We start from the raw sequence: 15,884 nt of genomic DNA, 5'->3' as shown, positions 1-15,884 counted from the left end.
GCCGGAATCCTTGACCGGGTACCCGCGCGCACGCCTATTGTGGCCGCGGCACGAGACATCCCAGGTCCGATGTCCCAGCTCAGAGCCGCCCTTGGAGCCCCCATGGCACTCCCCGCCCCGCTGCACGGCGTCATCCCCCCGGTGTGCACCCCGCTCGACCCGCACGGCGAGGTCGACACCGCCTCCCTCACCCGCCTGGTCTGCCACCTCCTCGACGCCGGCGTCCACGGCCTGTTCGCCCTCGGCTCCACCAGCGAGACGGCCTATCTGACCAACCATCAACGGGCCACCGTCCTGGAGACGGTCCGCACCGCGGCCGCCGGCCGGGTACCGGTCCTCGCCGGGGTCATCGACACCACCACCGCCCGCGTCCTGGAGCACGCCCGCACCGCCGCCGCGCTCGGCGCCGACGCCTTGGTCGCCACCGCCCCCTTCTACACCCGCACCCACCCCCGCGAGATCGCCGCCCACTACCGGCACCTGCGCGCCGTCACCGGCCTGCCCCTGATCGCCTACGACATCCCGGCGGCCGTGCACAGCAAGCTGCCCCCGGCCCTGGTCCGCGAACTGGCCGAGGACGGCACCCTCGTCGGCCTCAAGGACTCCAGCGGCGACGACGGCACCCTGCGCCGGCTCCTGGTCGCGCTCGGCGGCCGCACCGCCCGCGCCACCGGCCCCGCCCCCGCCTTCGCCGTCCTCACCGGCTCCGAACTCACCGCGGACGCCGCCCTGTTGGCCGGCGCCGACGGCGTCGTCCCCGGCCTCGGCAACGTCGACCCGGCCGGCTACGTCCGGCTCTACGACGCCGCCCGCGCCGGCGACTGGCCCCTGGCCGCCGCCGAACAGGAGCGCCTGGTCGCCCTCTACGCCCTCACCGACACCGGCCCGGAGGCCGACATGGGCCGCAGCTCCTCCGCCCTCGGCGGCTTCAAGGCGGCGCTCCACCTGCTCGGCGTGATCGCCCACCCCGACACCGCCGTCCCGCAGATCCCGCTGAGCGCCGCCTCGATCGCGGAGGTGGGACGTCGGCTGACGGAGGCGGGGCTGCGCCCCGACGCCTGAGGAGCCACCGCCCCACCCCGTCCCACCGCTCGAACGAGTGACACCCCGCCCGCCGGGCCCCACGGGGCCCGCTCGTGCGGCAGCATGCCGCGCCATGGATGCCGTACGCGTCGCCCTGCTGCGCGAGGTCCTCGCCGGGACCGAGTGGATCGCGGCCACCCGCCGCTTCGCCGGTTCGCTGCGGAGCGCGGTCGCCCCGCACGGCGGCGGCCTGCTGCTGGTCGGCAGCGCCGGCTACGAGCCCTGGCACCTGGCCGCCCACCTCGACGACGAGGCCGCCTGGTCCGGCCTGCCGGAGCTGTCGCCGACGCTGGTCCGCCACCGGGTGCCCGCCGGGGCGCCGCCGCACCTCGCGGTCGGCCCGGGACGGCTGGCGGCCGCCGGACGCGGCGCGACGCTGCTGGTGGTGACGCCGGAACGACCGGACGCCGGCCTGTTGGAGCGGGTGCACGACGCTCGCCGCAACGGCGCCACCGTGCTCGCCCTGGACTCCGGCGACCGCGACCTGCACACCCTGGCCCACGACGCCCTGACCACCGCCCCACCCCCACCGGGGACCGCCACCCGCCACGCCCCGGAGCCCGCCCCCGACCTCACCCCGGACGCGAACCCCGGCCTCCCCCTGAACCTGCCCCCGGGCCTGGACCCGGCCCCTCTCCTCGACCTCGACACCGTCCAACACCTGGTCAGCGCCGCCGCCGGCGAGAACAGCCGGCCCGCCCCGCGCCACCACCGCCGGTTCCGTGACCGCCTCGCCCGGCTCGCCGAGGGGCTGGCCGCCCCGCCGCCCCCGCGCTGGTGAGCCCGGCCGGCCCGGCGGCTACGCGTCGTCGCCGTCGCCGCCCCGGCCGCCCTTCCCCATGTCGTGCCACTTGGGGTCGGTCTCCCACTCAAGGTTCCGCTCCCGGGCGGTCTCCATGGCGTGCGCCGCCTCCTCGCGCGTGCCGTACGGGCCGAACCGGTCGGCGGCGCGGCACTGCGGGCCCTCCTCGACCGCCTGGTGCTTGAGGCAGTAGAACCACTCGCCCGGCTTGCCCACCGTCCGCCTCTTGAACAGCGCCATTGCCGCCTCCTGTGTGTGGCTCCCGTGCCCCCATCCTGCCCGACGGCCCGCGGATACACTCGCTGGCATGTCTGGCCAGTCGCTTCTTGTCCCCGGGGAGATCTCCCCCGCCCGCCACGTCCCCGCCTCGATCCGGCGCCCCGAATACGTCGGCAAGCCAGCGCCGACCCCGTACACCGGGCCGGAGGTGCAGGACGCCGACACCATCGAGCGGATGCGGATCGCCGGCCGGATCGCCGCCCAGGCGATGGCGGAGGCCGCCAAGCTCATCGCGCCCGGCGTGACCACCGACGAACTCGACCGGGTCGCCCACGAGTTCATGTGCGATCACGGCGCCTACCCCTCCACGCTCGGCTACCGCGGCTTCCCCAAGTCCCTGTGCTCCTCGGTCAACGAGGTCATCTGCCACGGCATCCCCGACTCGACCGTCCTGAAGGACGGCGACATCGTCAACCTCGACGTGACCGCCTACCTCAACGGCGTGCACGGCGACAACAACGCCACGTACCTGTGCGGCGACGTCGACGAGGAGTCGCGGCTGCTGGTGGAGCGCACCCGGGAGGCGCTCAACCGCGCGATCAAGGCCGTCAAGCCGGGCCGCCAGGTCAACATCATCGGCCGGGTCATCGAGTCCTACGCCAAGCGCTTCGGCTACGGAGTCGTCCGTGACTTCACCGGTCACGGCATCAACTCCTCCTTCCACTCCGGCCTGATCGTTCCGCACTACGACAGCCCGCACCACACCACCGACATCAAGCCCGGCATGACCTTCACCATCGAGCCGATGCTGACCCTGGGCACGCACGAGTACGACATGTGGGAGGACGGCTGGACCGTGGTCACCAAGGACCGCAAGCGGACGGCGCAGTTCGAGCACACGCTGGTGGTCACGGAGACCGGGACGGAGATCCTCACGCTGCCGTGACGGCGCTTACGCCGGTCTGATCCGGACGGGAGTAGCGTTTTTACCGACAGGTTGTCGGGAACAGGTTGACCAGGGCCCGCCCCGCGTAGTTAGGTAACCCTAAGCTGACGCCGGCGCGCACGCATCAGCCTGTTCCCGCCCGTCCGCGCACTCCCGGCTCCCGGAGGCCCACCTTGGAAGCGTCCCGCCCGACCCCGTCCGCCGACGCCCCGTCCTTCTCGACGGCCATCCGCACGGCGTCGCACGAGCAGCACACCGAGGCCGAGGGCTCCTCGTTCATGAGCCACCTCCTGGGCGGCGAACTGGGCGTCGCCGCCTACCGCCGCTACACCGAACAGCTCTGGTTCGTCTACCGCGCGCTGGAGGACGTCCCCCAGGCCCTCGCCGCGGACCCGGTCGCGGGCCCCTTCCTCCGCCCTGAACTCGCCCGCACCGCCGAGCTGGAGCGCGACCTCGCCCACCTCGGCGGCCCCCAGTGGCGCACCGCCCTGGAGCCCCTCCCCGCCACCGCCGCCTACGCCGACCGCATCGCCAGCTGCGCCCGCGACTGGCCGGCCGGCTACGTCGCGCACCACTACACCCGCTACCTCGGCGACCTCTCCGGCGGCCAGATCATCCGCGGCACCGCCGAGAAGACCTGGGGCTTCGCCCGCAAGGGAGACGGCGTCCGCTTCTACGTCTTCGAGGACATCGGCAACCCGGCCGCCTTCAAGCGCACCTACCGCGAACTCCTCGACGCCCTCCCCGTCGACGACCTCGAAAAGCACCGCGTCATAGACGAGTGCAAGCGCGCCTTCACCCTCAACACCGCCCTCTTCCACGACCTGGGCAAGGAGTTCCCCCGCACGGCCTGAGCCCCACCCGCCAGCCCGCCCCCGTCGCCTCAGAGGGCGCCTAGAACACCACCGGCCCCTCGGCCCGCACCCGCCCGCCGATCTCCACCGCCCCGTCGCCGCACGGCCGGGCATGTATCCACGAGCCCGCCCCCTGACGGACGTTCAGGGGGCGGCCCAACCGGTGCGCCAGCAGGAGCGCGGCGGCCCCCGTCGCCTCGTCCTCGACGATCCCGTCACCGCGCCGCGGAAACCCCCGCGCCCGCACCGTCCCCGCCGCCTCGTCCTCCCAGGCCCAGGCGTAGAGCCAGCCCTCCCCCGGCGGCGGCGCGGGCAACGCGTCCACCTCGGCGACCGAGCCGTACCGCTCGGTGCGGCGCCCGGGCACCCAACTGGCCCGGCCCCGCACCCAGGTGAGGTCGCCGTCATACCGCACCCCCACCTCCCCCGCCGACGGCCGCAACGCCCGTACCGGCCGCCCCACTTCCCGCAACAACCATGCGACGCCGACGAGCGGATGCCCGGCGAAGGGCAGCCGCACGCTGGGCGTGTGGATGTCCACGTCGACGACACCCCACTCCCCCCGCCCCTCCGGGCCGCCGCCCCTCGCGGCGGCGGCCGAATCGAGGAACACCGTCTCGCTGTAGCCGAGTTCGGCGGCGAGGGCGGCGCGCTCGGCCTGCCCGGGGAGAGCGGCGCCCTCCCGCATCACGGCGAGCGCGTTGCCGCCCCGCCCGTTCGCCCCGCAGAACACCCGCAGCAGATCCACGCCCTCGCCGCCACCGCCCCCGCAACTGCCGCGGCTACCGCTGCCACCCCCTTCGCCGCCTCCTCCGACTTCCGCGCACCGCTCGCTCCGCTCGTTCATCCGCACATTGTCGGCCGCCCGACCGCCAGTTGGGGAGGCGGGCGACCGCGGGTGCGATCGAGATCGGCGGGCGGGTCGGGGCCGATGCGCGGGAGCCGGGCGCAGGCGGCGTGGAGGGGTCGCACAAACGAGCCGAGCTGCCGGGACGACGGGAGGCGGGGGGCACCGGGTATGGTTGCCGCCGAATCGTGCCACCCCGGCGGTTGTCCGTCCGCCTTGGTCGCCCCGAAGGAGCCCGAGCCCCATGACACGCAGGTCGCCGTTCCGGGTGCCCGCAGCAGTGACGTCGGCAGCAGCCGCGCTGGTGATGCTCAGCGGGTGCATGACGGTGCACGGCGAGCGCGAGGAGCTGCCCGCGGTGTCGCAGGCCGACGCCACCAAGGCGCTCAAGCAGTTCACCGACGGTTTCAACAAGGCCAACCGCACGCTGGACCCGAAGGTGAACGCCTCGTTCGAGGACGGTGCGCTGCTCGCCATCGGCCAGGCGGGGATAAAGGCCGCGCGCAGCGTCCGCCCCAACGGCAACCCGAACTTCACCCCGCTCGCGTTCTCGGACGCGCACTTCACCGTGCCCCGGCAGAAGGGCTGGCCGAAGTTCTTCGTCGGGGACGCGCTCAGCAACCGCCGCGGCCAGAACGGTCAGAACACCCGCTGGTTCCTGGTGTTCAGCCGGAACAGCTTCAACGCGCCGTGGCGGGCGGCGTACTTGGCGACGTTCCCCGGCAACAAGGCGCCGCAGCTGAAGGTCACCGACGGCTTCGCCGAGGCGGTGCCGACGGACGGCTCGTCGGGGCTGACGGTCGATCCGGGCAAGCTGAGCCAGGCGTACGCGGAGTACCTCAGCACCGGTAAGGGCGACGCGTTCGCGCCGGGCCGGCAGACCGACGGGTGGCGGGCCCAGCGGGCGAAGGACGCCAACAAGCCGGGGGTCCGGATCCAGTGGGAGGACCAGGCGTCGAGCCTGCCGCCGGTGGCGCTGCGGACGACGGACGGCGGGGCGTTGGTGTTCTTCTCGACCGTCTACCACCAGCAGAAGACGGTCTCCCAGGGGTGGACGATCACGGTGCCGGCCGAGGTGCGCGGGATCATGGACAACCCGGTGGCCAAGACCGAGCGGATGGCGTTCACGTCGGTGTCGGGTCAGGCCGTCACGGTGCCGGCGAAGACCGCCGGGGGCAAGATCAGGGTGCTGAACCGGATCGAGGCGCTGGTCTCGGCGAAGGCCCAGTAGTCCGGTAGGAGCCGGAAGCCCGGAGTCCGGGGCCAGGGAGGGACGGTCAGCGACCGATGGGCCAGGCGGCCGTTTCGTGGTCCGGTTCGCGACCGATGAACTCGGCGCAGGCGTCGGTGAGCGTCTCCAGCAGCGTCAGCGGGTCCGGCAGCGGGAGTTCGGGGCCGCGCAGCCAGCTCACGACGGGCTGGTCGCCGGGGAGGGCGGAGGGCGGGAGCAGGACGTAACTGCCGCGGCAGTGCCAGCGGAAGCCGGGGTGCTCGTCGAGGGTCTCGGGGTGGCAGTCCAGCTCGCACGGCCACCACTCGTCCTCGTCGTCGGGGGTGCCGCGGGTGGCGGTGAAGAACAGCATCCGGCCGTCGCCGAAGCCGGCGCCGCTGAGGCTGACGGGACCGACGTCGACGCCGGCGGCCTCCAGGCGGCCGAGCGCGGCGCGGCCGGCCTCGACGGGGACGTCGAGGACGTCGTGGGCCATGCCGGTGGCGGTGATGAAGTTGGCCTGCGGGAGGGTGCGGACCCAGGCGGCGACCTTGTCGTGGTCGGTGGTGGCGACGGTCTGCCAGCCGAAGGAGATGGGGTGGCGGCCGGGGGTGGGACAGCCGATGCGCTCGCAGGAACAGCCGTAGCCGGAGGGGTGGGCGGCGGGGGCGACCGGGAAGCCGGCGGCGACGGCCGCCATCAGCAGGTCCGCACGGCCGGGCGCGGCCGTTGATCCCGTGTCCGTATCGCCGCCCGTTCCGCTCCTCGGCCGGCGCAGCCACTGGGAGAACCTGCTCTTGCGTTCCATCTATCCCCTCACTTCGAGTCACTTCGAGCGGTGGTCTGGGGTCAATGCTGCCACCATCCTGGGCGCCAGGTGACCGGTGTGCGGATCCGGGGTGAACGCGGCACGGGCGAACAGGGCATTTCACGCCAACGCCGCCCGTCGCCGGGGTCTCAGTCGCGTGGGCGCAGGCCGCGGAGCACCTGGTCGACGAGGGTGTCGACGTAGGCGTGGGTGAGCTCACCGGTGCGCATCAGCCAGCGCTGTGAGAAGGGACTCAGCAGCATCTCGGCGGCGATCCGGAGGTCGATGTCCGGGTCGAGTTCGCCGGCGTCCCGGGCGGCGCGGAGCCGGTCGACGTAGACGCGGGTGCCGGGTTCCATGAGGCGGCCGACGAAGGTGCGGGAGAGTTCCTCGTCGTTGGCGCCGGCGGCGGCGAGGGCGCGGTAGGGGGCCTGCCAGGCGGCGTCGTTGAACTCGTCGGCGGTGGCGCGGAGCACGGTCTTGAGGTCGGCGGCGAGGTCGCCGGTGTCGGGCAGGCCCTCCTGGTCGTACTCGTCGACGACGGAGCCGAAGGCGTCGAGGAGGACGGCGGCCTTGGAGGGCCACCAGCGGTAGATGGTCTGCTTGCCGACGCCGGCGCGGGCGGCGATGCCCTCGATGGTGAGCTTCTCGTAGCCGACCTCGCCGACGAGGGTGAGGGCGGCGTCGAAGATGGCGCGGCGGGAGCGTTCGCTGCGGCGGGTGGGGTCGGGGGCTGCTTTGTTGGCCATGGAGGGGAGTGTAGCGAGAGGGAGGCGAGACGTATCGTCTTGACGAGACGGGTCGTCTCATCTGAAGATGGTGACGAGCGAGGGGCGAGACGGATCGTCTCGCACGGCGTGGGTGCCGCGCGCGTGCAACGCCCCTCCCGCACCGGAAAGTTGACCCTCCACAGGAAGGAACTCCCCGCATGACCAAGGGACATGGGATGTTGGGCGTCGGCGGTACCCGGAGCAACCTCTCGCGGGGCGCGCTGCGCGGCGGCGCGGGCGGCCGCGCGCAGGGGGCGTCCGGGACGCCGGACCCGCAGGAGCGACGGCGGGAGCTGCTACGGAAGATGCAGGAGCGGACCCGGAAGGAGTGAGCCCCGGCCGCGGCCGACGGCCGACCTCAGTGCGGCCAGGCGTCGCCCCAGGCCGCGTCGCGCGCCTCGCGGTAGGCCGCGCCGTGCCGCTTGGTGACGGTGTCGCGGCGCAGGCCGTCGTCCACGGTGCACAGATCCAACAGGACCTGGCCCTTGCGGAGTTGCGGCTTGCGGACGACCCGGGCGGCGGCCGGCCCGGCCGGCAGGCGGGTGGCGGCGACGTAGGAGAACTTCTCGTCCTCGTAGGCCAGGGAGCCGCCCTTGACCTGACGGTGCAGCGAGGAGCGGCTGACCCGGGCGGAGAAGTGGCACCAGTCCTCCCCCGGGACGATCGGGCAGGCGGCGCTGTGCGGGCAGGGCGCGACGATCCGCAGGCCGGCGGCGACCAGTTGCTCGCGGGCCTCGCGGATCCGCACGTAGCCCTCGGGGGTGCCCGGTTCGATCAGGACGACGGACTGGGCGCCGGCCGCGGCGGCGACCACCGCGCGGCGGTCCTCGGGGCGCAGTTCGCCCAGGACGTAGGAGACGGTGACCAGGTCGGTGCCGTCGGGGACGGTGAGGCCGTCGCCGAGCACCTGGCGGCGCCAGGTGACGTCCGGGAGGGTGCCGGCGGCCAGTTCGCGGCCGAGGTCGAGGGCGGGCTGCGCCCAGTCCAGGACGGTGCTGCGCGGGCCATCCCAGGTGGCGGCGGTGGCCCAGGTGGCCGCGCCGGTGCCGCCGCCGACGTCGACGTGGGTGGCCGGGGACCAGTCCGGGACGCGGGCGGCGAAGGCGGCCAGCGCGGCGCGGACCGCCGCGAAGGTGGCCGGCATCCGGTAGGCGGCGTACGCGGCGACATCGCCGCGGTCCCGCAGGACGGGGGCGTCGGTGGGGGTGCGGCCCCGGTAGTTGGCGATCAGCCGCTCGACGGCCTGCGCGGCCTGCTTGGGGGGCAGGCCGTCGAGCAGGCCCGCCAGGGCGGCGCGCAGTTCGTCGTGCATTCGGGAAAGTTTACGGGGCCTGAGGGCGGGGCCGTGCCGGTCAGGCGGCGGCCACCGCGCGGGCGAGGCGGGTGGCGGCCGCGGCGCGCGGGGCGCTGCCGCCGGCCCGGCGGCGCGGGTGGACGGTGTTGGCGAGCAGCACCAGGAAGGTGTCGGTGGCCCGGTCCAGGACGAGGCTGGTGCCGGTGAAACCGGTGTGGCCGGCGGCGCCCCGGCCGGCCAGCTCGCCCATGAAGTACCGCTGGTCGACGGCGAAACCGAGGCCGGGCGGGTCGAGCAGGGCGGCGACCGCGGCCGGGCCGAGGATCCGGGTGGTGCCGTACGCGCCGCCGTTGAGCAGCGTCCGGCAGAGCACGGCCAGGTCCTGGGCGGTGGAGAACAGGCCCGCGTGGCCGGCGACGCCGCCGAGCGCCCAGGCGTTCTCGTCGTGCACCGCGCCGCGCAGCAGGCCCCGGTCGGCCTTGGCCCACGGGCGTCGCTGGTCCTCGGTGGCGGCCACGCCCTGCGGCGCGAGCGGGCCGTAGCCGGTGCTGGTCAGGCCGAGCGGGGCGGTGATGTCGTCGCGGACCAGGGCGTCCAGGCCGCGGCCGGTGCGGCGCTCCAGGAGCAGTTGGAGGGCGATGAGGTTGAGGTCGGAGTAGCGGTGCCCGCCTCGCGGGCCGCCGGTGGGGGCGGCCGCCTCAGCCCACAGCAGCGCCAGTTGGTCGGCGCGGTCGCGGTGCGCGTGGAAGGGGAGTTCGGGGGCGAGGCCGGAGGTGTGCCGGAGCAGGTCGCGGACGGTGATGCCGGGGGCGAAGGCCGGCAGGTGGGCGGCGACCGGCCCGTCGAGGGCGAGCCGGCCGCGCTCGACCTGTTGGACGGCGACGAGGGCGGTGAACAGCTTGCTGACCGAGGCGAGGTCGAAGACGGTGCCGACCCGCATCGGCTCCCACTGGTCGCGGGGCAGGTCCAGGCCCCGGTCGTGCTCGGGGTCGTAGCCGCGGTAGCGGACCGCCCAACCGGTGGCGGCCTCGACGGCGACGACCGGGCCGCGGCCGGCCAGCACCACCGCGCCGGGACACCACGGCGGACGGCCCTCGGGCAGCGCGCACACGCCGGCCACCAGCCGTGCCGTCCAGGCGGGGTGCAGTCCCGCCTCGGCCGGTGTCCCGGCCTTGAGTCTCGGGGCGTTCGGTGCGTTCAGAGCCCAGTCCTCTCGCCGGCGGTGCGTCCCTTCTTACGCTGCCACGGACGACACATTCCCAGGAAGCTCACGAGCGCGAGAACGGCGCACGAAAGCTGGACGACGGCCATCGGTACGGCCGTCCGCTCGCCGGCGATGCCCACCAGCGGCGAGGCGACCGCGCCGAGCAGGAACGTCGAGGTGCCCAGCAGCGCGGAGGCGGAGCCGGCCGCGTGCGGGGTGCGCAGCAGGGCCAGGGTGTTGGTGCTGGGCATGATCAGGCCCATCGCGGACATCAGCACGAACAGCCCGGCGGCCACCGGGACCAGCCCGGCCTTCCCGAACACCCCGGAGGAGAGCAGCAACAGGGCGGTGGCGGCCAGCGCGACCACGACCAGGCCGACGCCCAGCACCTTGTCCAGGCCGACCCGGCCGACCAGCAGCTTGCCGTTGATCTGGCCGACCACGACCAGCCCGACGGAGTTGAGGCCGAAGAGCAGGCTGAAGGTCTGCGGGGAGGCGCCGTAGATCTCCTGGATGACGAACGGCGAGGCGGAGATGTAGGCGAAGAGCACGGCGAAGGCGAAGGCGCCGACCAGGAGGTAGCCGGAGAAGACCCGGTCGGCGAGGAGGTCGCGCATGGTGCGCAGCGCCGGACCGAGCCCGCCGGGCTGCCGGCGCTCCGGCGCCAGCGTCTCGTCCAGCCGCCACCAGACCAGGAGGGTGAGCAGCACGCCGACCACGGTGAGCACCACGAAGACGCCGCGCCAGTCGGTGATCCGGAGGATCTGGCCGCCGATGAGCGGGGCGACCACCGGTGCCACCCCGGAGATCAGCATCAGCGTGGAGAAGAACCGGGCCATCGCCACGCCGTCGTAGAGGTCGCGCACCACGGCCCGGGCGATGACGATGCCGGCGGCGCCGGCCAGCCCCTGGAGCAGCCGGAAGGCGATCAGGATCTCGGCGTTGGTGGCGACCGCGCACAGGGCGGTCGCCAGGACGTAGACGACCATGCCGATCAGGAGGGGCCGGCGGCGGCCCCACTTGTCGCTCATCGGCCCGACGATCAACTGCCCCAGCGCCATGCCGGCCAGGCAGGTGGTGAGGGTGAGTTGGACGGTGGCGGCGGGACTGTGCAGGGCGGCGGTGACCTGCGGCAGGGCCGGCAGATACATGTCCATGGAGAGCGGCGGCACCGCGGTGAGACCGCCGAGGACGAGGGTCACGAGCAGACTGGTGCGGCGGGGCGCGGCCGCCGGATCGGCGGGCGCGCCCCGCCCCCCTATGTCGGGCCGTTCGCGGGCAACGTCCTGGGTCTCGGCGGCGGGAGCCCCGGGCTCCGTCATGAGCGTCTCCATGGGTCGGTGGTGTCGCCCATGTTTACACGTGGGCCTGCGGCCGGCTGTTCCCCACGTTGTTGGCTGTCCCGCCGTGGGGGTTGCGGCTCCGCTGCGCTTGGCTTGCTGCCCACGTTGTTGGCTGTCCCGCCGTGGCGCCTGCGGCTCCGCTGCGCTTGGCTTGCCGCCCACGTTGGTGGCTTTCCCGCCATGGCGCCTGCGGCGGGCGGTGCCGGTCCGCTTGCGCGGGGCGGGCCGAGTTGTCTGGTCCGCTGCCGGTCCGCTTGCGCGGGGCGGGTGGGTTGTTGTCCGCTGCGCGGGGCTGTTGGGTGCGGTGACGGGCCTCCGGGGTGGGTGTGCAGGACTGCTTCGCTTTACGTCCTGCACACCCACCCCTCCGGCCCGTCCCCTCCCGTTGGAGGGTGGAAAAGACGGTGGGTGCCACGTCCTGCCGGTGGGTCAACTCGGGCCGCTGGGTTGAGTGGTGACCGTCAGAAGACGCATGAGCTTGAGCGGTGACCGTCAGAGGACGCGTGAGGCTGAGTGGCGACCGTCAGAAGACACGAGAGCCCGAGCAGTAACCGTAAGAAGACCGACAGCCCAAGCCGTAACCGTAAGAAGACGCGGGAGCCCGAGCCGTGACCGTAAGAAGACCGACAGCGCGAGCGGTGGCCGTAAGAGGACTGACAGTCCAAGCAACTGGGCGGGGGCGGTGACCGTTAGGCGACCACCATGATCAACCCCCACCCAGAGGTAACCACCCTCCAACGGGAGGGGACGGGCCGGAGGGGGCGGTGTGCCAGACGTAAAGCGAAGCAGTCTGGCATGCCGCCCCCGGAGGCCCGTCACCGCAACCCAACAGCCCCGCGCAGCGGACACATCGGCTCGTCCCGCGCAGCGGATCGGCCCCGCTCAGCGGACCAGACAACTCGACCCGCCCCGCGCAGCGGACCGGCAGCGGACCGGCAGCGGACAGTCGACAACAAGCCCGCGCCGCAAGGCGCAAAGAGCAACCCCCACGGCGGGACAGCCGACAACGTGGGAAGCAGCCCGCCGCAGGCTTACGCTGAGCGCCATGCCATACGACACAGAGCGACGAGCAGCGGCGGCACAGGCGGAGCCGTCGGTGCGGGCGGAGCCGTCGGCGCGGGCCGGCCACGTGGGTGGGACCGCGACCGCGCCCCGGCCGACGCTCCCGGCGCCCTCCTCGCCGGGCCGCACCCCGCTGACGGCCCCGGCTCCCCAGGAGGTCCGGGAGGGCGGCGCGGCGGGGCGGAGGGTGGCCGTGGTCACGGGGGCCGGTTCGGGCATCGGGCGGGCGGTCGCGCTGGCGCTGGCCGCCGACCACTGGGCGGTGGTGCTGGCCGGCCGGCGCGTCGAGGCCCTGGAGGAGACCTCCCGTCAGGTGGGTTACGCGGGCGTCGAGGGTCCCGCGGTGCTGCCCGTTCCGACCGACGTCACCCGCCCCGAGCAGGTCGACGCCCTCTTCGCCACGGCCCGCGACCGCTTCGGCCGGGTCGACCTGCTCTTCAACAACGCGGGCGCCTTCGGCCCGCCGGTCCCGTTGGAGGAGCTCTCCTACGACGACTGGCGGGCGGTGGTCGACGTCAACCTCAACGGCGCGTTCCTGTGCGCTCGGGCCGCGTTCAGGACGATGAGGGAGCAGGAGCCGCAGGGCGGCCGGATCATCAACAACGGCTCCCTCTCCGCCCACGTGCCGCGGCCGCACTCGATCGCGTACACCGCCACCAAGCACGCGATGACCGGGCTGACCAAGTCGCTGTCTCTGGACGGCCGTCCGTACCGGATCGCCTGCGGTCAGATCGACATCGGCAACGCGGCCACCGAGATGACCGGCCGGATGCGGACCGGGACCCTCCAGGCCAGCGGCCGCACCGAGGCCGAACCGGTGATGGACGCCGCCGACGTGGCCCGTACGGTGGCGCACATGGCGGCGCTCCCTCTGGAGGCCAATGTGCAGTTCGCGACGGTGATGGCGACCACCATGCCGTACATCGGGCGGGGTTGAGGGGCGGGCCGGACCACCGCGGGCCCGCCCGGGAATAGCCGGGCGGCGGCGGGTGGTTCGCACGTCCATGACACTCGACACCACCGCCGCGGCGCCCGCCCGCACCCCCCAGGTCCTGCGCTACACCGCGTTCTCGGCCGACCCCGCGGGCGGTAATCCGGCCGGCGTCGTCCTGGACGCCAGCGGGCTGGACGACGCGGCGCAGTTGGCGATCGCCGCCGAACTGGGGTATTCGGAGACGGCGTTCCTGACCGCGCCGCCCGAGGGGCTGGGCGAGCCCGGCCGGGCGTTCACCATCCGGTACTTCAGCCCGCTCGCCGAGGTGGCGTTCTGCGGCCACGCCACGGTCGCCACCGCGGTCGCGCTGGCCGAGCGGCACGGCCCCGGCGATCTGGTCTTCGCCACCCAGGCGGGCCCGGTCCCGGTCACCGTCGATCGGCAGGGCGGCGCCCTGCGCGCCACCCTGACCAGCGTCGAGCCGCGCGTCGAGCCGGTCGCCCCGGCCGATGTCGCCGAGGCGCTGGCCGCGTTGGACTGGCCGGCCGCCGACCTGGACCCGGCGCTGCCGCCCCGGATCGCCTACGCCGGCGCGCGCCATCTGGTCCTCGGCGCGGCCACCCGCGAGCGACTGGCCGTGCTCGCCTACGACTTCGACCGGCTGGCCGCCCTGATGCGCCGACTGGAGCTGACGACCCTGCAGTTGGTGTGGCGGGAGGGAGACACGGTCTTCCACGTCCGCGACCCCTTCCCGGTGGGCGGCGTGGTGGAGGACCCGGCGACGGGCGCCGCGGCCGCCGCGTTCGGCGCCTACACCCGGGCCCTGGGCCTGGTCACCGCCCCGGCGACGCTCACCCTCCACCAGGGGCACGACCTGGGCCGCCCCGGCCTGTTGACGGTCGACCTGCGCCCCGGCGACCCGCGTTCCCACGTCAGCGGCACCGCCGCCCGGATTCCCACCGGGGCTTAGGACGCTGCTGACGGATCTCCGTGGGGGGAGGAGCGGTGTCTTGGCGCGTGGGCGATCGCAGGACGCCGGGGTGTTGCGACGACCACTGGAACGGAAGAGGCGTGGGGGAGGGCCGTGCCAGACACCGCGACGCCGTGGAGATCCGTCAGCGGCGCCCCAGGGCCCGGGCTTCGTCCACCGGCCGCCGGCCGGGCGCGCGGAACCCAACGACTGCGGCCCTAGCGGCCGTTGCCGGGCGCTCCCCCGCCCCCGACTCCGCACGCGCGCCCGCCCCGCGGCTCACAGGACACCGTGATCACCCGGCCTCCCGCGGACGGCTCTCCGGCGGACGGCTGGGCGATCGACGGTCGCACCGTCAGCGTTCCCCCGCCCCCCTCGTGGCGCCCGGCCCCGAAGGTGTCGTCGCGCCAGCCGAGCAGCGCCGACGCCACCACCACGATCAGCACCAGCACCGCGAACAGCAGCAACGGCCGCGCCCGCACCAGCCGTTGGCGCAGCCGCGCGGACCGCCGCCCGTTCCCGCGGTACCCGGCCCTGGCCCCCGCGCCCATGCCCGTGCCCGGCGTCGCCCCTGGTCGACGGTTCCGGCCCAACGCCCGCGCGATCCGTCTCTTCCAATACACCAGCCGGTAGTAGTGCTTCAGCACCGCGGCGCCCCCTCATGTGACTGCCCGGGAAAGCACGAGAGTACTGCCCGCCGGCGTCCGCGCCGCCGGGCAGTACCCCTCGCCGGCGGCCCGGGGCGGCCGGCGCACCGGACCTCCGCTCGGCGGCCGCCGCCCGCGCACGGCAACGGCCCCGTTCCGGCCCCCGAGCAGGCGGGGCGGAACGGGGCCGGCGGCCCGACATGGTCAGCTCAGGCCGGGCAGGCCCTGGATCGGAGACTGGCCGGTGGACGTCAGTGCCTTCGTCGGCAGCGCGCCCGTCAGCGTCTTGCCGCCGAGCGTGTCCGTCACCGCCTTCCCCGGCAGGGCGTCGGTCACGCCCTTCCCGCCCAGCGCGCCGGCCGGCAGGCCGCCGACGAGTCCGCCGTCGGCCGTCGCCGCCCGCGCCGTCCGGCCCAGGAGCTCGCCGCCCGCCTCGGCGGTCGCCCCCACCGTCTGCGCCGCCGGCGGCGTCACCTTCGCGGCGGCGTCACCCAGGGCCCCGGCCTCCGCGGGCACCACGTGGTCCACGGCCTTGTGCTGGACCCCGCCCGCGACCCCCGTCACCTGCTGTGCGACGCCGCCCACCGTGCCGCCCAGCCCGCTGGGGTCCACGTTGGTCAGCCCGCCCCCGTCGGGCAGCTTCGGTACGTCGGCGGCGTGGGCCCCGGCAGCCGATCCCAGCGTCATCGCGGCCGCGGCCATGCCCACTGCCGTCAGAACTCGTCGCATCAAGGCTCCTCGTGAATGGAGATGTGCTTGTGTGATGAGAACGATGAGCTACGCACCCGGACACGCGACGGCGACAGCGTCCGGCGCGGGGGGCGCGAGGGGGGCGGGTGCGGCGACCGCTCGCGCCGTGCGGCCAACGACCGCCCGCGTGCGGGGTGTTGA

At 74.3% G+C, this 15,884-nt stretch carries 17 protein-coding genes; 8 read left to right on the top strand and 9 right to left on the bottom strand.

Features of this window, described 5'->3' with window-relative positions; genetic code table 11:
• Nucleotides 1-102 precede the first annotated feature (102 nt).
• Together PV796_RS27050 and PV796_RS27045 are read left to right on the top strand one after the other, a co-directional pair.
• The gene (locus PV796_RS27050) at nucleotides 103-1,062 is read left to right on the top strand and encodes a dihydrodipicolinate synthase family protein (protein ID WP_274915993.1); all 960 of its coding nucleotides are present in this window, start codon (nucleotides 103-105) and stop codon (nucleotides 1,060-1,062) included.
• Between the two features lie 94 nt (nucleotides 1,063-1,156).
• Entirely contained in the window at nucleotides 1,157-1,864 is a 708-nt protein-coding gene (locus PV796_RS27045) for a hypothetical protein (protein ID WP_274915992.1), read from the top strand.
• A gap of 18 nt (nucleotides 1,865-1,882) precedes the next feature.
• On the opposite strand, the gene PV796_RS27040 is transcribed toward PV796_RS27045, so the two are convergent.
• Entirely contained in the window at nucleotides 1,883-2,125 is a 243-nt protein-coding gene (locus tag PV796_RS27040; protein WP_274915991.1) for a hypothetical protein, read from the bottom strand.
• A gap of 67 nt (nucleotides 2,126-2,192) precedes the next feature.
• Between PV796_RS27040 and map the strand changes: the two genes are divergently transcribed.
• Nucleotides 2,193-3,050 carry a type I methionyl aminopeptidase gene (gene map, locus PV796_RS27035; RefSeq protein WP_274915990.1) on the top strand — a complete coding sequence of 286 codons (858 nt, stop codon included), beginning with the start codon at nucleotides 2,193-2,195 and terminating at the stop codon, nucleotides 3,048-3,050.
• Nucleotides 3,051-3,223: 173 nt separating this feature from the next.
• On the top strand, nucleotides 3,224-3,904 hold the full coding sequence (locus PV796_RS27030; RefSeq protein ID WP_274915989.1) for a biliverdin-producing heme oxygenase: 681 nt from the start codon (nucleotides 3,224-3,226) through the stop codon (nucleotides 3,902-3,904).
• Nucleotides 3,905-3,944: 40 nt separating this feature from the next.
• On the opposite strand, the gene PV796_RS27025 is transcribed toward PV796_RS27030, so the two are convergent.
• Nucleotides 3,945-4,751, bottom strand: coding sequence for a PhzF family phenazine biosynthesis protein (locus PV796_RS27025; RefSeq protein WP_274915988.1), 807 nt, complete (start codon nucleotides 4,749-4,751; stop codon nucleotides 3,945-3,947).
• A gap of 244 nt (nucleotides 4,752-4,995) precedes the next feature.
• On the opposite strand from PV796_RS27025, the gene PV796_RS27020 reads away from it, so the two are divergent.
• Entirely contained in the window at nucleotides 4,996-5,982 is a 987-nt protein-coding gene (locus PV796_RS27020) for a hypothetical protein (RefSeq protein WP_274915987.1), read from the top strand.
• A 46-nt stretch (nucleotides 5,983-6,028) separates the two neighbouring features.
• On the opposite strand, the gene PV796_RS27015 is transcribed toward PV796_RS27020, so the two are convergent.
• Together PV796_RS27015 and PV796_RS27010 are read right to left on the bottom strand one after the other, a co-directional pair.
• Nucleotides 6,029-6,769: a bifunctional DNA primase/polymerase gene (locus PV796_RS27015; protein ID WP_274915986.1), complete on the bottom strand. Its 741-nt coding sequence runs from the start codon at nucleotides 6,767-6,769 to the stop codon at nucleotides 6,029-6,031.
• Between the two features lie 149 nt (nucleotides 6,770-6,918).
• Nucleotides 6,919-7,518 carry a TetR/AcrR family transcriptional regulator gene (locus PV796_RS27010; RefSeq protein WP_274915985.1) on the bottom strand — a complete coding sequence of 200 codons (600 nt, stop codon included), beginning with the start codon at nucleotides 7,516-7,518 and terminating at the stop codon, nucleotides 6,919-6,921.
• A gap of 179 nt (nucleotides 7,519-7,697) precedes the next feature.
• On the opposite strand from PV796_RS27010, the gene PV796_RS27005 reads away from it, so the two are divergent.
• Nucleotides 7,698-7,871: a DUF6243 family protein gene (locus PV796_RS27005; protein ID WP_274915984.1), complete on the top strand. Its 174-nt coding sequence runs from the start codon at nucleotides 7,698-7,700 to the stop codon at nucleotides 7,869-7,871.
• 26 nt (nucleotides 7,872-7,897) lie between these two features.
• On the opposite strand, the gene PV796_RS27000 is transcribed toward PV796_RS27005, so the two are convergent.
• From PV796_RS27000 to PV796_RS26990, 3 genes are all read right to left on the bottom strand, one after another.
• Nucleotides 7,898-8,851 (bottom strand): small ribosomal subunit Rsm22 family protein, encoded by a 954-nt coding sequence (locus tag PV796_RS27000; RefSeq protein WP_274915983.1) that lies wholly within the window; start codon nucleotides 8,849-8,851, stop codon nucleotides 7,898-7,900.
• Between the two features lie 40 nt (nucleotides 8,852-8,891).
• Nucleotides 8,892-9,944, bottom strand: coding sequence for a serine hydrolase domain-containing protein (locus PV796_RS26995; protein ID WP_274919257.1), 1,053 nt, complete (start codon nucleotides 9,942-9,944; stop codon nucleotides 8,892-8,894).
• Nucleotides 9,945-10,030: 86 nt separating this feature from the next.
• Nucleotides 10,031-11,359 carry a Bcr/CflA family multidrug efflux MFS transporter gene (locus PV796_RS26990; RefSeq protein ID WP_274915982.1) on the bottom strand — a complete coding sequence of 443 codons (1,329 nt, stop codon included), beginning with the start codon at nucleotides 11,357-11,359 and terminating at the stop codon, nucleotides 10,031-10,033.
• 1,066 nt (nucleotides 11,360-12,425) lie between these two features.
• Between PV796_RS26990 and PV796_RS26985 the strand changes: the two genes are divergently transcribed.
• The gene (locus tag PV796_RS26985) at nucleotides 12,426-13,379 is read left to right on the top strand and encodes an SDR family oxidoreductase (protein ID WP_274915981.1); all 954 of its coding nucleotides are present in this window, start codon (nucleotides 12,426-12,428) and stop codon (nucleotides 13,377-13,379) included.
• Between the two features lie 67 nt (nucleotides 13,380-13,446).
• Nucleotides 13,447-14,346, top strand: coding sequence for a PhzF family phenazine biosynthesis protein (locus PV796_RS26980; protein WP_274915980.1), 900 nt, complete (start codon nucleotides 13,447-13,449; stop codon nucleotides 14,344-14,346).
• A 218-nt stretch (nucleotides 14,347-14,564) separates the two neighbouring features.
• On the opposite strand, the gene PV796_RS26975 is transcribed toward PV796_RS26980, so the two are convergent.
• A complete protein-coding gene (locus tag PV796_RS26975; RefSeq protein WP_274915979.1) occupies nucleotides 14,565-14,993 on the bottom strand; it encodes a hypothetical protein in 429 nt (142 codons plus the stop codon).
• 204 nt (nucleotides 14,994-15,197) lie between these two features.
• Nucleotides 15,198-15,722 carry a hypothetical protein gene (locus PV796_RS26970; protein WP_274915978.1) on the bottom strand — a complete coding sequence of 175 codons (525 nt, stop codon included), beginning with the start codon at nucleotides 15,720-15,722 and terminating at the stop codon, nucleotides 15,198-15,200.
• Between the last annotated feature and the right edge of the window lie 162 nt (nucleotides 15,723-15,884).

The organism is Streptomyces sp. WZ-12 (assembly GCF_028898845.1).
In the GTDB taxonomy this organism is placed as follows: Bacteria; Actinomycetota; Actinomycetes; order Streptomycetales; family Streptomycetaceae; genus Streptomyces.
This window is presented reverse-complemented; position numbering and strand designations above follow the sequence as displayed.

Coding starts and splice junctions, on each gene's coding strand:
- PV796_RS26970 (WP_274915978.1), bottom strand. CDS start 15,722: ATGCGACGAGTTCTGACGGCAGTGGGCATGGCCGCGGCCGCGATGACG.
- PV796_RS27010 (WP_274915985.1), bottom strand. CDS start 7,518: ATGGCCAACAAAGCAGCCCCCGACCCCACCCGCCGCAGCGAACGCTCC.
- PV796_RS27005 (WP_274915984.1), top strand. CDS start 7,698: ATGACCAAGGGACATGGGATGTTGGGCGTCGGCGGTACCCGGAGCAAC.
- PV796_RS27000 (WP_274915983.1), bottom strand. CDS start 8,851: ATGCACGACGAACTGCGCGCCGCCCTGGCGGGCCTGCTCGACGGCCTG.
- PV796_RS27020 (WP_274915987.1), top strand. CDS start 4,996: ATGACACGCAGGTCGCCGTTCCGGGTGCCCGCAGCAGTGACGTCGGCA.
- PV796_RS27050 (WP_274915993.1), top strand. CDS start 103: ATGGCACTCCCCGCCCCGCTGCACGGCGTCATCCCCCCGGTGTGCACC.
- PV796_RS26985 (WP_274915981.1), top strand. CDS start 12,426: ATGCCATACGACACAGAGCGACGAGCAGCGGCGGCACAGGCGGAGCCG.
- PV796_RS27015 (WP_274915986.1), bottom strand. CDS start 6,769: ATGGAACGCAAGAGCAGGTTCTCCCAGTGGCTGCGCCGGCCGAGGAGC.
- map (WP_274915990.1), top strand. CDS start 2,193: ATGTCTGGCCAGTCGCTTCTTGTCCCCGGGGAGATCTCCCCCGCCCGC.
- PV796_RS27025 (WP_274915988.1), bottom strand. CDS start 4,751: ATGAACGAGCGGAGCGAGCGGTGCGCGGAAGTCGGAGGAGGCGGCGAA.
- PV796_RS27045 (WP_274915992.1), top strand. CDS start 1,157: ATGGATGCCGTACGCGTCGCCCTGCTGCGCGAGGTCCTCGCCGGGACC.
- PV796_RS26980 (WP_274915980.1), top strand. CDS start 13,447: ATGACACTCGACACCACCGCCGCGGCGCCCGCCCGCACCCCCCAGGTC.
- PV796_RS27040 (WP_274915991.1), bottom strand. CDS start 2,125: ATGGCGCTGTTCAAGAGGCGGACGGTGGGCAAGCCGGGCGAGTGGTTC.
- PV796_RS26990 (WP_274915982.1), bottom strand. CDS start 11,359: ATGACGGAGCCCGGGGCTCCCGCCGCCGAGACCCAGGACGTTGCCCGC.